Genomic DNA, 15057 nt, shown 5'->3' with positions numbered 1-15057 from the left:
GATGGCCGTCTGGCGGGGTCAGAATCCCACCGGATAGCCATCCTTGCGGGAGTCCGATGCCGCCGCATAGCCGTGCGGCATCTTCATCGCCATCTGGGCCCCGCCGAAGTCGAGACTGTCGGCGGGCGCCTGCTCCACCTTGTGTCCCATGGCGCGCAGCCCCTCCACGGTGGCGGGCGGGCAATGGGCTTCCACGGCTACCCCCACGTTATCGTCCATCACGCGCCAGCGCGGCGCGTCGCTGGCGGCCTGCGGGTTCTGGCCGAAATCCGCCAGCCGGCTGGTCATCTGCACGTGGCCCTGCGCCTGCATCGACCCACCCATCACCCCGAACGAGGCCAGCGGCGCACCGTCGCGCATCAGGAAGCCGGGAATGATGGTGTGGAACGGGCGCTTGCCCGGCGCCACCTGGTTCGGATGGCCGGCTTCCAGGCTGAAGCCCCAGCCGCGGTTATGCAGCGCGATGCCCGTGCCGGGCACCACCACGCCGGACCCGAAGCCTTTGAAGTTCGACTGGATGTACGACACCATCATCCCGTTGCGGTCGGCGGCGGTCAGGTAGACCGTGCCGCCCGTATGCGGCTTGCCCGGGCCGGGGTACGACGCCTGGTCGGGGCGAATGGCGCGCGCGCGTTCGGCCAGGTAGGCGGGGTCCAGCAGCGCCTCGGGCGGCACCGCGCCGGGCCGGCGCATGGCGTCGATATCGCCCACATGGGCCTGCAGGTCGGCAAAGGCGAGCTTCATCGCCTCGATCTGGAGGTGCATGGTGCGGGCGCTGTCGAGCCCGGACTCGGCAATATCCCAATGTTCGAGCATGCCCAGCGCCATCAGCGCGCCAATGCCCTGGCCGTTCGGGCCGATTTCGTACAGTTCCAGATCGCGGTAGGCCATGCGGATCGGCTCGACCCAGTCCGCGCGGTGGGCGGCGAGGTCGGCTTCGTCGATGCGGCCCCCGGTGGCGCGGGCATGGTCGGCAATCTTTCGTGCCAGTTCACCGTGATAGAAGTCCTCCCCGCCGGAGCGGGCGATGCGGGTCAGCGTTTCCGCCTGTCCGGGGCAGACAAAGCGCTCGCCGGGCAGCGGCGCCCGGCCACGCGGGGCGAACGACTCGGCAAAACCGGGCTCGTTGCGCAACACCGGCACCTGGGCCTGCCACTGGCGATGGACCGTATGCGAGACCACGTAGCCATGGGTGGCGTACTCGATGGCCGGCTCGAACAGGTCCTCGAACGGCAGCGAGCCGAAGCGTTCCCACGTGGTGCGCCAGCCCGAGACTGCGCCGGGCACCGTCACGCTGTCCCAGCCGGTGAAGGGCATGGCGCTGTGGCGGGCGAACGATTCGGGCGTCCAGGCACGCGGCGCGCGGCCGGAGGCGTTGAGGCCGTGCAGCGTCTCGCCGTCCCAGATCAGCGCGAAGGCGTCGCCGCCAATGCCGTTCATGCACGGTTCCACTACGGTCAGCGCGATGGCGGTGGCCAGCGCGGCATCCACGGCATTGCCGCCCCGCGCGAGCATGCGCAGGCCGGCGGCTGCTGCCAATGGTTGCGACGTGGCGATCACATTGTCGGCAAGCACCGGCAAGCGGCGCGCCGTGTACGGAAAATCCCAGAAAGCGGTCATGAACGGCTCGGACAAATTCGAAAAATGGGCGGCGCCAGCCAGGCTGGGGACGAATCGGGCCGCCGCCCCGGGAGGGTTGCTGAACTGCGGTGAGACCGGGCGGGGCTCAGTCCACCTTGACCTTCGCGGCCTGCGCCACCTTGGCCCAGTCGCGCATTTCCTCGTTAATCATGCGGCCGAACTTGTCCGGCGCCGAATAGACGATCTGCACGCCCTGGGCGTCCATGGTGTCGACCAGATCGGGCTGGGCCAGCACGGCCTTGGTGGCGGCGGCCAGCTTCTCGATCACCGCCGGCGGGGTGCCCTTGGGGGCCACCAGGCCGAACAGGTTGTTGGCGCGGAAGTCCTGGATGCCGGCTTCGCCCATGGTCTGGGCCTCGGGCAGGGACTTCACGCGCTGGTCTGACGCCACCGCCAGCAGGCGCAGCTTGCCCGCCTTCACGTGCGGCAGGGCCGACGGAATGCTGTCGAACATCATCGCGGAACGGCCCGCCATCAGGTCCGGCAGCGCGAACGAGCTGCCCTTATAGGGCACATGCACCACGTCCACCCCGGTGCGCAGCCGGAACAGCTCCGACTCCAGGTGGGACAGCGTGCCCGACCCCTGCGAGGCGAAGTTGTACTGCCCCGGCGACGCCTTGAGGTACTTCACCAGTTCCGGCACGGTCTTCACGGGCAGCGTGGACGGCACCACGAGGATGTGCGGCACATTGCCGATGCCGGCGATCGGCACGAAATCCTTGGCGAGGTTGGCCGGCTGGTTGCTGTAGGTGACGGCGGCGATGGCGGCGTTGCTGACGGCGGCCATGTAGAGCGTGTAGCCGTCCGGCGCGGCCTTGGCGGCGTAGCCCATGCCCAGCGCCCCCCCGGCGCCCGGGCGGTTTTCCACCACCACCGGCTGCTTGAGCACCTGGGAGAGCCGCGTACCCACGGCGCGGGCCAGCACGTCGGTGGCGCCGGCGGGCGGGAACGACAGCACGAGCTGGATCGGACGATCCGGATACTCGGCCAGCGCGGCGGGCGCGGCCAGGGCGCCCGAGAGGCCGGCGGCGGCAACCAGCAGCGGCAGGGCGCGGCTCAGGATGGTGCGCGCATGCGCCGGAGCGGTGCGGGCGGGCAGGAGAGATGACTTCAACATGATGGAGAGACTCCGAGGGCGATGGGTTGCGGAACATCTGACGCACCGGCCGCTGTCTCGCGGGCTCTGTCGCGCCTGTCATGCCAGGGGCCGGGCCCCATGGGGCGGCCTGCTGTTGGGAGTGGGATCGATTCTAGGCACGGTCCGTGCATCGTGGGATGCAAATTGGCCATGAACCTATGCGAAACCGGAATAGGGCTTGCGCATCCGGGCGCCGCAGGAGTCCGTGGCCCGGTCATGGGGTTGCATCATGCAGTTGAAATGGATTGAAGACCTGCTTGTGCTGGAACGCACACGCAGTTTCTCGCGTGCCGCCGAGTTGCGGCACATCACGCAGTCGGCGCTGTCGCGCCGCATCCGCTCGCTGGAGGACTGGGTGGGCGCCGAACTGGTGGACCGCAACACCTACCCGCTGGCGCTGACACGGGCCGGCGCGGCCTTCTGCGAGACCGCCGGGCAGGCCGCGGACCTGCTGCTGGACGCCCGCGCCGCCTTGCGGCGCGAGGCGTCGCTGCCGGGCAATGCGATTGACATCGCGGCGGGGCACACGCTCTCGCTGGCCTTCCTGCCGGCCTGGCTCAAGCGCTGCCAGCAACGCTTTGGCGACTTCCACGCGCGCGTGGTGGCAGCCAATGTGCTGGATGCGGTGGTGGCGCTTTCCGAGGGCCACTGCGATCTCATGCTCGGCTACAACCACCCGCGCGTGCCGGTATCGCTCGATGCGGAGCGCTTCCTGAGCCTGACCGTGGGCGCCGACACGCTGCTGCCGGTCTCCGCGCCCCGGCCCGATGGCCGCCCGCGCTACGCCGTGCCCCCTGCTACCCGGGGCGACGCGCCACCCATCCCCTTCCTGGCCTACACGCCCAACACCACGCTCGGGCGCGTGCTCGACACCGTGCTGGAGGCGCACAACGCGCACCGGGGGCTGGTGCGCTGCTACGAGGCCGACATGGCCATGCTGCTGCTCAAGATGGCCACCGAGGGCCACGGGCTGGCGTGGCTGCCGCTGAGCACCGCCGCCGAGGCGCTGGCCGATGGCACGCTGGTGCATGCCGGCGATGCCTCCTGGTACGCGGAGCTCGAGATCGTCGCCTATCGGCCCGTCATCAGCAGCAATCCCACGCTGCTGGAGTTCTGGCGGATGCTGGAGACGCCCGGGTCGGCCACGCCCCGGCTGGTTGCGTCGCGGGCAGAGGTGCCGGCCGTGCTGGCTTCCGCCGCGTAGCTATCGTAGCGAATCGACGAGTTTTTCCCGCACGGCGGCTTGCAGCGCGGGCAGCAGCTCCGCTTCGAACCATGGATGCTGGCGCATCCATCCCACCACCCGCCAGGACGGATGCGGCAGCGGGAACACATGCGGCCCGGCCGCGCGGAAGTTGCGCACGGCATCCGTCATCGATCCGCCGGCACCCTTCGGCAAGTAGCGCGCCTGGGCGTAGCTGCCGACCAGCAGGGTCAGGCGGTCTGGCGGCAGGTGCTGCAGGATGGCTTCGTGCCAGAGCGGCGCGCATTCGCGGCGCGGCGGCAGGTCGCCGCCCGCGCCTTTGCCCGGATAGCAGAACCCCATCGGCATCAGGGCCACGCGGCTGGCATCGTAAAACTGGTCGGGGGTAAGGCCGGTCCAGGCGCGCAGGCGGTCGCCGCTGGGGTCGTCGAATGGCACGCCGCTGGCGTGCACGCGCGAGCCCGGCGCCTGCCCGATGATCAGGATGCGTGACGTGGCGCTGAACTGCACCACGGGGCGCGGCCCGGCGGCGAGGTCGGCCGCGCAGCGCGTGCAGGCGGCGATCTCGTGGCGCAGGCGCTGCACGGCATCGGTGGCGAAACTCGGGGGGGAGGGTGGGGACGAGGGTGGGGACGGCATGGCCATTCTGCGAAATTCCTGAGGCATGCGTATATTACTGGTCCATGCGCCGGCGCTCTGGCCGGCCGCCAGAATGAAAGGATCAGACGTATGACGACGCAAACCGAAACCGCCATCCTCGCCGGCGGCTGCTTCTGGGGCATGCAGGACCTGCTGCGCCGCTGTCCGGGCGTGCTCTCCACGCGCGTGGGCTACTCCGGCGGCGATGTGCCGAACGCGACCTATCGCAACCATGGCACCCATGCGGAAGCCATCGAGATCGTGTTCGACCCGAAGCAGATCAGCTATCGCCAGATCCTCGAATTCTTCTTCCAGATCCACGATCCGACCACCAGGAACCGGCAAGGCAACGATATCGGCACCAGCTACCGCTCCGCCATCTTCTATATGGATGACGAGCAGAAGCAGGTCGCCGAGGACACCGTGGCGGATGTGAATGCCTCCGGGCTGTGGCCGGGCAAGGCGGTGACGGAGATCGTCCAGGCCGGCCCGTTCTGGGAGGCGGAGCCCGAGCACCAGGACTACCTGGAGCGGATTCCGAATGGCTATACCTGCCACTTCGTGCGCCCCAACTGGAAGCTGCCGGCGCGCGTGTAATCCCCCCGCTGCCACACGGCCGGTGTGCCGATGAGGAGGCTGTATGTCGGATTCCCCTGAAATCTTCGACGCCATCATCATCGGCACCGGCCAGGCGGGCCCGTCGCTGGCGGGCCGGCTGACGCAGGCCGGCATGACCGTGGCGATCATCGAGCGCCATCAGGTGGGTGGCACCTGCGTCAACGTGGGCTGCACGCCGACCAAGGCACTCGTCGCCAATGCCTATGCGGCCCATCTGGCGGCGCGCGCGGCGGACTTCGGCGTGATGCTGCCGGGGCCGGCCCGCATCGACATGGCGCGGGTCAGCGCCCGCGTGGCGGAGATCAGCGGCAAGTCCCGCGCGGGGCTGGAGGGCTGGCTTGGCGGCATGCAAGGCTGCACGCTGATCCGTGGCCACGCCCGGCTGGAGAGCCCCCGCACCGTGCGCGTGGGCGACCGCCTGCTACGCGCGAACAAGATTTTTCTCAATGTGGGCGGCCGCGCGCTGGCACCGAAGGAAATCGGCGGACTCGCAGACGTCCCCTATCTGACGAATACGAACATGGTGGCGATGACCGAGGTGCCCGGGCACCTGATCGTCATCGGCGGCAGCTATGTGGGACTGGAGTTCGCGCAGGTGTTCCGCCGGCTCGGCGCGCAGGTCACGGTGGTGGAGCGCGGCAAGCACCTGATTGCGCGGGAAGATCCTGAGGTCTCCCTGCAAGTGCGGGAGATCCTGGAAGCGGAAGGCATCCGCATCCGCTGCGGGGCGGAGTGCATCCAACTGCACCCGCATGCCGACGGCGCGGCGGTAGGCGTGAATGGCCCGGGTTGCCCGGGCGGCGCGGAGCAGATCGCCGGCACCCACGTGCTGCTGGCCGTGGGCCGCCGGCCGAACACCGACGACCTGGGACTCGACAAGGCCGGCGTGGCCACTGATGCGCGCGGCTATATCGATGTGGACAACCAACTGCGCACCAGCGTGGACGGCATCTGGGCGCTGGGCGACTGCAACGGGCGCGGCGCCTTTACCCACACCGCCTACAACGATTTCGAGGTGGTGGCGGCCAATCTGCTCGATGGCGCCCAGCGCTCGGTGGGCGACCGGATTCCCGTCTACGCGCTGTTCACCGACCCGCCGCTGGGCCGCGTCGGCATGACCGAAGCCCAGGCGCGGCAGGCCGGCCACCGGGTGCGCATCGGCAAGCGGCCCATGACGCGCGTGGCGCGGGCCGTGGAGAAGGGTGAGGCGCAGGGCTCGATGCGGGTGGTGGTGGATGCCGATACCGACAAGATCCTCGGCGCCGCCATCCTCGGCCCGGGCGGCGACGAGGCCGTACACATGGTGCTGGCCGCGATGGCCGGCGGCATGACCGCCACGCAGATGACCCAGACCATGGCCATCCATCCCACGGTATCGGAGTTGATTCCGACGATATTCGGGGAGTTGTCGAAGCCGCGTTGAGCTTCGCCGACGCCCGACTATTTTCATATCTGACGCAAAAAGTCTAACTACAGGACCGCAAATCGCTGCGATAGAGTCACACAGGCTGTGGCGCCCCGAGCGCTGAATACAACACAACCTGGGAGACAACCATGACTTCGAAACTCGTAGCAGCCGCGTGCCTTGCGGCGATTGCCGCTTTCACGGCCACGGCCGCCAGTGCGCAGCAGCAAAAGCCGGCTAACGCACAGGAGGCCAAGGCTGCCTTCGCCGCGAAATTCAAGGCCGCCGATACCAATCAGGACGGCAAGCTGAGCCGCGAGGAGGCTGAGGCTGGCATGCCGGAGGTCTACAAGAACTACGACAAGATCGACACCAAGAAGACCAACGGCATCACGCAGAAGCAGATCGGCGCCTACTTTGCGGCGAGAGCCAAGCAGCAAAAAGCCGCGCGTGATCCGGGCAGCCTGAACTGACGCGAAGGGAAGTCAGCGGGGACGCGGCGCCGCAGGCCGTGGACCCCGGCTGGGCCGTTGTTGAAATGGCCGTCCGCAAGAGAGGTCACCATGCAATGTTCGGTCGGAGTCTTCAACGACGTGCCCATGGCGGTCCTGTTCGTGACCGTCGGGCTCGGCTATGCGGTTGGCAAGCTCAAGATCGGGCCGATCGGGCTCGGCGGGGTGTGCGGCACGCTGATCGTGGCGCTGTTGATCGGGCAGACCGGCTGCCAGCTCCACGGGGAGCTGAAGGAGGTGGCCTTCGCGCTGTTCATCTTCGCGATGGGCTATTCCGGCGGCCCGCAGTTCTTCGCCAACCTGAACCGCTCCAGCCTGCGGTTCATGGTGCTGCCCCTGATCGAGGCGGTTGCCGTCATCTCCATCGTACTCACCGCCACGCGGATGATGGGCCTGGACGCCGGCACCGCGGCAGGGCTCGCGGCCGGCGCCGCGACGGAATCGGCCGTGGTCGGCACGGCGGCCGAAGCGCTCAAGCACCTTGGCCTGGGCGCGGCGGAAACCACGCGGATGGAATCGAACATCGCCACCGCGTATACGCTGACCTATCTGGTCGGCCTCGTCAGCATTGTCTTCTTCACCAGTCAGGTCGCGCCGATGCTGTTGCGGCTCAACCTGAAGACGGCGTCCCGCGAGCTCGCCACCCGGCTGGAGGCCGCCTCGGATGACGACGTGGCCACGCAACCGGCGCTCCCGCGTCTGGTAGGCCGCGCCTATCGCGCCGAAGGGGCCGCCGGGCTGACCGTCGGCCAGCTTGAACGCCAGATTGGCGGGCGCACCCTCGTCGCGGGCCTGTTTCGCGGCAATGAATCCCTCTCTGCGGACCCGGACCAGAAGATCGAGGCCGGCGACATCGTCGCCCTGATCGGCGTGCGCGAGCGGCTGGTCAATGCGGGCGAACGGGTCGGCGTGGAGGTGTTGCCGCCGTCCGCCCACCACGATGTGCTCCAGCTCGACGAGCGCCAGGTGATCGTCAACAAGCCCGGCCTCAACGGCCGCACGCTGGGCGATCTCGCCCGGATGGCCACGCAACGGCACCTTCGCTTCGTCTGGGTGCAGCAGATCGTGCGCTCCGGCATGAGCCTGCCAATCACGCCGGCGACGCAGCTGCTGCACGGCGATCGCCTGACCCTGGTCGGCACGGACCCGGCGCTGAGCGCAGCCGCGCAGGAGCTGGGCACGGCCGTGCGCCACGTGGACACCACCGATCTCGTCTTCCTCTGCGTGGGGATCCTGCTGGGTCTGCTGGTGGGCATGCTGTCCGTGACCGTGTACGGGATTCCGATCTCGCTCGGCAGCGGCGGCGGGGCGCTGCTGAGCGGGCTGGTGTTCGGCTGGATCAACTTCAAGCGGCCCGGGCTGGGTGACATGCCGCCGGCTGGCGTCCAGTTGCTGAAGGACCTTGGGCTCGCGGTATTCGTCGCCAGCGTGGGCTTGTCTGCAGGCCCCGATGCCATGACGCTGGTGCGCGAGCATGGCGCGATGCTGCCGCTGGTGGGCCTTGCCGTGTCGCTGGTGCCAGCTTGCCTGTCCCTGTGGATCGGCCACGTGTTCCTGAAGATCGAGGGACCGTTGCTGATTGGCGCCATCGCCGGCCAGCACGTCAGCACGCCGGCGATCAGCGCTATCCTGGCGGCCAGCCAGAGTTCGGTGCCGCTGCTTGGTTATACGGTGACCTATGCCATCGCCAATGTGATGCTTCCCGTACTCGGCCCCATCATCGTCGCACTGGCCTACCGGGTGGGGTAGCCATTCCCCAGCCGGAATTCCCATCGCCCTCCGCTGCGCCCTCTGCCGCAGCCACCGCGCTCCACGCACTGTACGTTTATACAGTATAGTAGCGCCACACGAGACCCTGCCGGGGCCTGCCAAGCCATCGTAAATCGCCGAGCCGATCGGAGTACGATGGTGGGCTCTGGCGGTGCGACCGCCCCCTGCATTGCGCTTAACCCATTGATTTGCGAGGCAAAATTGTCCGACCATGGCCTGATCCGCATCCGCGGCGCCCGTCAGCACAATCTCAAGAATATCGACCTTGACCTGCACACGGGCCAGATGACCGTGGTGACGGGCCCCTCGGGCTCGGGCAAGTCCAGCCTGGTCTTCGATACGCTCTACGCGGAAGGCCAGCGCCGCTACGTGGAGACCTTCAGCGCCTACGCGCGCCAGTTCCTGGACCGCATGGACCGCCCGCAGGTGGACAAGGTGGACGGCGTGCCGCCCGCCATCGCCATCGACCAGACCAACCCCGTGCGCAGCTCGCGGTCCACCGTCGGCACGATGACCGAGCTGAACGACCACCTGAAGCTGCTCTACGCGCGGGCCGCCGAACTGTTCGACCGCCAGACGGCCCTGCCGGTGCGGCATGACTCGCCCGAGACCATCTACGCCGAACTGGCCGCCCGCACCGCGCCCGGCCAGCCGTTTGCCGATGCCCGGCTGGTGGTGACCTTCCCCGTGGAACTGCCGGCCTCGGCCACCGAGGAAGAGGTGGCGCAATGGCTGTCCGTCAGCGGCTACACGCGCGTGCACGGCCAGCGCGTGGTCGAGTCCGCCACCGGTAGCCGCAAGGTGCTGGATGTGGTGGCAGACCGCTTCCGCATCGCCAATGTGGAGAAGGTCCGCGCCGTGGAGGCCATCGAGGCCTCGCTCAAGCGCGGCGGCGGGCGCGTCAGCGTAAACGTGGTGACCGATGCCGGCGATGGCCCGGTCTGGCGCTTCTCCACCGGCCTGCACAGCCCGGAAAGCGATATCCGCTACGCGGACCCGCAGCCGGCGCTGTTCTCGTTCAATTCCGCCTATGGCGCCTGCGAGACCTGCCGGGGCTTCGGCCGGGTCATCGGCGTAGACCTGGGCCTGGTGATTCCCGACAGCCGCAAATCGCTGCGCGACGGGGCGATCAAGCCGATGCAGACGCCGGCCTGGAAGGAATGCCAGGACGACCTGATGCGCTACGCCGCCCGCGCCGGCATTCCGCGTGACCTGCCGTGGAACCAGCTCAGCGAGGCCGAGCAGCACTGGGTCATCCACGGCTCGCCGGACTGGAACGGCCAGTGGAACAAGCAGTGGTACGGCGTGATGCGGTTCTTCAGCTACCTGGAGTCGAAGGCGTACAAGATGCACATCCGCGTGCTCTTGTCGAAGTACCGCAGCTACACCCCCTGCGAAACCTGCGGCGGCGCCCGTCTCAAGACCGAATCGCTGCTCTGGCGCCTGGGCGACAAGGCCAACGCCGACGCCGTGCTCCAGCCGGGCCACCGCTTCCTGCCGCGCGGCGTGGACTGGGACCGCACCCAGCTGGAAGCGCTGCCGGGCCTGACCGTGCACGACCTGATGCTGATGCCGATTGCCCGCATCCGCCGCTTCTTCGACGATCTGACGCTGCCGAGCGCCTTGCTCGACGACGCCCTCAAGCTGCTGCTGGCCGAGGTGCGCACGCGACTCAAGTACCTGTGCGACGTGGGCCTGGGCTACCTGACGCTGGACCGCCAGAGCCGCACGCTGTCTGGCGGGGAGGTGCAGCGGATCAACCTGACCACGGCGCTGGGCACCTCGCTGGTCAACACGCTGTTTGTGCTGGATGAGCCGAGCATCGGCCTGCATCCGCGCGACCTGAACCGGATCGTGGAGGCGATGCACCGCCTGCGCGACGCCGGCAACACGCTGGTGGTGGTGGAGCACGACCCCTCGGTCATGCTGGCCGCCGACCGCCTGATCGACATGGGCCCCGGGCCCGGCGAGCGCGGCGGCGAGATCGTCTTCGACGGCACGCCGGCGGCCATCCGCCATGAACGCACGCTGACGGGCGACTACCTCGGTGGTCGGCGCCTTGTGACGGATGCGTCGCACTGGCAGCCACGCAAGGTCGATGCGGACACCCCGCGCCTCCGGCTGGAAGGCGCCACCGAGCACAACCTGCGCGATGTCAGCGTGGAGATTCCGCTGAACCGGCTGGTGTGCGTGACCGGCGTGTCCGGCTCGGGCAAATCCACGCTGCTGCAGGACGTGCTGTACCCGGCCATGGCGCGCCATTTCGGCAAGGCCACCGAGTCCCCGGGCGCGTTCCGCGACCTGATCGGCGCCGAACAGGTGAATGACGTGGTCTTCGTGGACCAGTCGCCCATCGGCAAGACTGCGCGCTCCAACCCGGCCAGCTACGTGGGCGCGTTCGACGAGCTCCGCAAGCTGTTCGCCCGCGCGCCGCTGGCGCTCCAGCGCGGCTACACGGCCGGCACCTTCAGCTTCAATTCGGGCGATGGGCGCTGCCCGACCTGCGGCGGCTCCGGCTTCGAGCACGTGGAGATGCAGTTCCTGAGCGACGTTTACCTGCGCTGCCCCGATTGCGACGGCACGCGCTACCGCGCCGAGGTGCTCGAGGTGAAAATCGCCCGCGCCGTGCGCGGCCAGCCGCCGCGCCAGTTGAGCGTGGCCGATGTGCTGGAGCTGACCGTCAGCGAGGCCACGGCGCTGTTCGCCGACGATGCCGCCGTCCTGCGCGTATTGGCGCCGATTGCCGACGTGGGCCTGGAATACGTGAAGCTGGGCCAGCCCGTGCCGACGCTGTCCGGCGGGGAGGCCCAGCGGCTCAAGCTGGCCGGCTTCCTGGCCGAGACCGCGCAGGCCCAGCCGGTGAAGAACCGCAAGGCGGTAATCCTGCCCCGGCGGCTGTTCATGTTCGACGAGCCCACCACCGGCCTGCATTTCGACGACATCGCCAAGCTGATGCGCGCGTTCGGCAAGCTGCTGGACGGCGGCCATTCGCTGATCGTGATCGAGCACAACCTGGACGTGATTCGCGCGGCGGACTGGCTGATCGACCTTGGGCCGGAGGGCGGCGACGCCGGCGGCGAGGTGCTGTGCGTGGGCACGCCCGAGGACGTCAAGGGCTGCGAACACTCCCATACCGGCCATGCGCTGATTCAGTATGACAAGGCCATGGGTGAGGCCGGCACGCTGGCCGCCGAGCGCGCCGAGATGGCCGGGCATGGCCTGCCGTTGCAAGCCGCGCTGCAGGCCAAACGCGCGCGCCGGGCCATCGAGGGCGAGGGGGTGGTGCGCATCGTCAACGCGCATGAGCACAACCTGAAATCGTTGAATGTCGATATCCCGCACGGGAAGTTCAACGTGATCACGGGCGTCTCGGGGTCGGGCAAGTCCACGCTGGCCTTCGACATCCTGTTCCACGAGGGCCAGCGCCGCTATCTGGAATCGCTGAACGCCTATGCGCGGTCGATCGTGCAGCCGGCCGGGCGGCCGGAGGTGGACGCGGTCTATGGCATTCCGCCGACGGTGGCCATCGAGCAGCGGCTGTCGCGCGGTGGCCGCAAGAGCACGGTGGCGACCACGTCCGAGGTCTGGCACTTCCTGCGCCTGCTGTACGTGAAGCTCGGCATCCAGCACTGCGTGCATGACGGCGCGCCGGTGACCTCGCAGAGCGCGGCGTCCATCGTGGCGCAGCTGCTGCGCGACCATCGCGGCCAGCACGTGGGCCTGCTGGCGCCGCTGGTGGTGAACCGCAAGGGCGTCTATACGGATCTGGCCAAATGGGCCAAGGCGCGCGGCAACACCCACCTGCGTGTGGACGGCGAATTCCTGCCCGTAGACCCCTGGCCGCGCCTGGACCGCTTCCGCGAGCACACCATCGAACTGCCGGTGGGCGACCTCGTGATTTCGGCGGATAACGAGGCGGCGCTGCGCGCGCTGCTGGACCAGACGCTGGAGGTGGGCAAGGGCGTGATGCACCTGCTGGCACCGCTGGACGGGCTGCAAGACGCCATCCACGGTGGCCGTGGCACGGGCCACGTCGGCGAAACCAAGGTTTTTTCGACGAAGCGCGCCTGCCCGGTCTGCGGCACGAGCTACCCGGAACTCGATCCGCGCATGTTCTCGTACAACAGCAAGCACGGCTGGTGCACCACCTGCGTGGGCACGGGGCTGGCGCTGACACGCGAGCAGCGCGCGGCATATGACGACACGGTGCTGGGCGCCGACGACAATCGCGGGCGCGAGCAGAGCTTGCCGTCCGAAGAGCAGGAGCCGGAAGGCGTGGGCGATACGCCTTGCGCCGATTGCAGCGGCACGCGGCTGAACCCGGTGGCGCGCGCGGTGACCTTCGAGGCCAGCGCGATTACCGACGTCGCCCAATGGACGGTGTCCGATACGCGGCGCTGGGTGGACGGCCTGCGGCTCAAGGGCCGCGATGCCGAGATCGCGCGCGACGTGGTGTCGGAAATCGCCAGCCGGCTGCAATTCCTGGAGGAAGTGGGGCTGGGCTACCTGAGCCTGGACCGGGCCGCGCCGAGCCTCTCGGGCGGCGAGGCGCAGCGCATCCGTCTGGCAGCGCAGCTCGGCAGCAACCTGCAGGGCGTGTGCTATGTGCTGGACGAGCCGACCATCGGCCTGCATCCGCGCGACAACCAGATCCTGCTGGACGCCCTGCGCAAGCTTGGCGACAAGGGCAACACGCTGGTCGTGGTGGAGCATGACGAAGACACCATCCGCCGTGCCGACCACATCATCGATATAGGCCCCGGCGCCGGCAAGCGCGGCGGGCATCTCGTCGCGCAGGGCGGGGTGGCGGCGCTGGCCGCCGCGCCGGATTCCACCACGGGGCAGTTCCTGGCGCGGCCGATCATCCATCCGCTGCAACCGCGCCGCGCGGTGCGGCCAGCGCGCGCGGGTCGGGAAGCCGAGCCGGCGCAGTGGCTGACCGTGGAGGGCGCCCATCTGCACAACCTGCGCCATGTCACGGCGCGGATTCCGCTGGCGCGGCTGGTGGCGATTACCGGGGTGTCCGGCTCGGGCAAATCCACGCTCGCGCGGGACGTGCTGATGACCAACCTGCTGGACGCCGTGGGGCGCTCGGTAATGTCGTCGCCGGCCACGCGCCGGGCCCGGGCTGCCGCCGAGAAGGCCGGCAAGCCTACGGCCACGCGCGCGCTGAATGTGGCGCATGCGTGGCATGGCTGCACGTCGATCAGCGGCTGGGAGTCCATCGATCGCGTGTTGGAGGTCGACCAGACCCCCATCGGCAAGACGCCGCGCTCGTGCCCGGCCACCTATATCGGCGTCTGGGACGCGATCCGGAAGATGTTTGCGGAGACGCTGGAGGCCAAGGCGCGCGGGTACAGCGCCTCGCGCTTCTCGTTCAATACCGGCGACGGGCGCTGCCCGGCCTGCGAGGGCCAGGGCGTGCGCACCATCGGCATGAGCTTCCTGCCCGATGTGAAGGTGCTGTGCGACGTCTGCCATGGCCAGCGCTTCAACCCGGAGACGCTGGCGGTGACCTGGCGCGGCAAGAACATCGGCGATGTACTGACCATGGAGATCGACGAGGCGGTGGAGTTCTTCGGCGCCATCACGCAGATCGCCCATCCGCTGCAACTGATGAAGGATGTGGGCCTGGGCTACCTGACGCTGGGGCAGCCATCGCCCACGCTGTCTGGCGGGGAGGCCCAGCGGATCAAGCTGGTGACGGAGCTGTCGAAGGTGCGTGATGACATCACGCGCCGGGGCCAGAAGGCGCCGCATACGCTGTATGTGCTCGATGAACCGACCGTGGGCCTGCATATGGCCGATGTGGCGCGGCTGATTCGCGTGCTGCACCGGCTGACCGATGGCGGCCACAGCGTGGTGGTGATCGAGCATGACCTCGACGTGATTGCCGAAGCGGACTGGATCATCGACCTCGGCCCGGAAGGCGGGGCGGCCGGCGGCACTATCGTTGGCGCGGCGGACCCGGAAGCGCTGGTGCGGATCGCGGCCAGCCACACGGGCGCGGCGCTGGTGCCGGTGTTGGCGCGCGAACCACAAGATGGCGCCAAGCAGGAAAAGCGGGGGATTGCGGTCTAATGACGGTCGAATAAGAGCGAGAGTGACGAAAGCGACATTATCCAGGTTG

At 68.7% G+C, this 15057-nt stretch carries 9 protein-coding genes; 6 read left to right on the top strand and 3 right to left on the bottom strand.

Going from position 1 to position 15057, the window contains the following annotated elements; genetic code table 11:
• Positions 1 to 18: 18 nt before the first annotated feature.
• Positions 19 to 1620: a gamma-glutamyltransferase family protein gene (locus SB751_RS14695; protein WP_211942558.1), complete on the bottom strand. Its 1602-nt coding sequence runs from the start codon at positions 1618 to 1620 to the stop codon at positions 19 to 21.
• Positions 1621 to 1726: 106 nt separating this feature from the next.
• Positions 1727 to 2758 carry a Bug family tripartite tricarboxylate transporter substrate binding protein gene (locus SB751_RS14690; protein WP_144202298.1) on the bottom strand — a complete coding sequence of 344 codons (1032 nt, stop codon included), beginning with the start codon at positions 2756 to 2758 and terminating at the stop codon, positions 1727 to 1729.
• 250 nt (positions 2759 to 3008) lie between these two features.
• On the opposite strand from SB751_RS14690, the gene SB751_RS14685 reads away from it, so the two are divergent.
• Positions 3009 to 3983 (top strand): LysR substrate-binding domain-containing protein, encoded by a 975-nt coding sequence (locus tag SB751_RS14685; protein ID WP_211942559.1) that lies wholly within the window; start codon positions 3009 to 3011, stop codon positions 3981 to 3983.
• Here SB751_RS14685 and SB751_RS14680 read toward each other — a convergent pair whose 3' ends face one another.
• Positions 3984 to 4622, bottom strand: a complete 639-nt coding sequence (locus SB751_RS14680; RefSeq protein WP_410748187.1) for a uracil-DNA glycosylase family protein — start codon at positions 4620 to 4622, stop codon at positions 3984 to 3986.
• Positions 4623 to 4712: 90 nt separating this feature from the next.
• Here SB751_RS14680 and msrA point away from each other — a divergent pair, with 90 nt between their 5' ends.
• The 5 genes from msrA to uvrA all read left to right on the top strand — a co-directional run bounded on the left by msrA (position 4713) and on the right by uvrA (position 15008).
• Positions 4713 to 5219 (top strand): peptide-methionine (S)-S-oxide reductase MsrA, encoded by a 507-nt coding sequence (gene msrA / locus SB751_RS14675; RefSeq protein ID WP_410748186.1) that lies wholly within the window; start codon positions 4713 to 4715, stop codon positions 5217 to 5219.
• A gap of 43 nt (positions 5220 to 5262) precedes the next feature.
• Complete coding sequence (locus SB751_RS14670) at positions 5263 to 6663, top strand: FAD-containing oxidoreductase (protein ID WP_144202290.1); 1401 nt, start codon at positions 5263 to 5265, stop codon at positions 6661 to 6663.
• Positions 6664 to 6794: 131 nt separating this feature from the next.
• Positions 6795 to 7118 (top strand): calcium-binding protein, encoded by a 324-nt coding sequence (locus tag SB751_RS14665; RefSeq protein WP_144202288.1) that lies wholly within the window; start codon positions 6795 to 6797, stop codon positions 7116 to 7118.
• Between the two features lie 90 nt (positions 7119 to 7208).
• Entirely contained in the window at positions 7209 to 8906 is a 1698-nt protein-coding gene (gene aspT, locus SB751_RS14660; protein WP_211942561.1) for an aspartate-alanine antiporter, read from the top strand.
• 222 nt (positions 8907 to 9128) lie between these two features.
• Positions 9129 to 15008 carry an excinuclease ABC subunit UvrA gene (gene uvrA, locus SB751_RS14655; RefSeq protein ID WP_410748185.1) on the top strand — a complete coding sequence of 1960 codons (5880 nt, stop codon included), beginning with the start codon at positions 9129 to 9131 and terminating at the stop codon, positions 15006 to 15008.
• Positions 15009 to 15057 lie beyond the last annotated feature (49 nt).

This window comes from Cupriavidus sp. SIMBA_020 (genome assembly GCF_046535395.1).
GTDB classification, from domain to species: domain Bacteria; phylum Pseudomonadota; class Gammaproteobacteria; order Burkholderiales; family Burkholderiaceae; genus Cupriavidus; species Cupriavidus campinensis.
Note: the sequence above shows the minus strand (reverse complement) of the source record. Positions and strands in the feature narration are given on the sequence as shown.

Excerpts from the sequence above, each read along its gene's own strand:
- SB751_RS14695 (WP_211942558.1), bottom strand. The coding sequence starts at position 1,620 with ATGACCGCTTTCTGGGATTTTCCGTACACGGCGCGCCGCTTGCCGGTG.
- SB751_RS14690 (WP_144202298.1), bottom strand. The coding sequence starts at position 2,758 with ATGTTGAAGTCATCTCTCCTGCCCGCCCGCACCGCTCCGGCGCATGCG.
- SB751_RS14685 (WP_211942559.1), top strand. The coding sequence starts at position 3,009 with ATGCAGTTGAAATGGATTGAAGACCTGCTTGTGCTGGAACGCACACGC.
- SB751_RS14680 (WP_410748187.1), bottom strand. The coding sequence starts at position 4,622 with ATGCCGTCCCCACCCTCGTCCCCACCCTCCCCCCCGAGTTTCGCCACC.
- msrA (WP_410748186.1), top strand. The coding sequence starts at position 4,713 with ATGACGACGCAAACCGAAACCGCCATCCTCGCCGGCGGCTGCTTCTGG.
- SB751_RS14670 (WP_144202290.1), top strand. The coding sequence starts at position 5,263 with ATGTCGGATTCCCCTGAAATCTTCGACGCCATCATCATCGGCACCGGC.
- SB751_RS14665 (WP_144202288.1), top strand. The coding sequence starts at position 6,795 with ATGACTTCGAAACTCGTAGCAGCCGCGTGCCTTGCGGCGATTGCCGCT.
- aspT (WP_211942561.1), top strand. The coding sequence starts at position 7,209 with ATGCAATGTTCGGTCGGAGTCTTCAACGACGTGCCCATGGCGGTCCTG.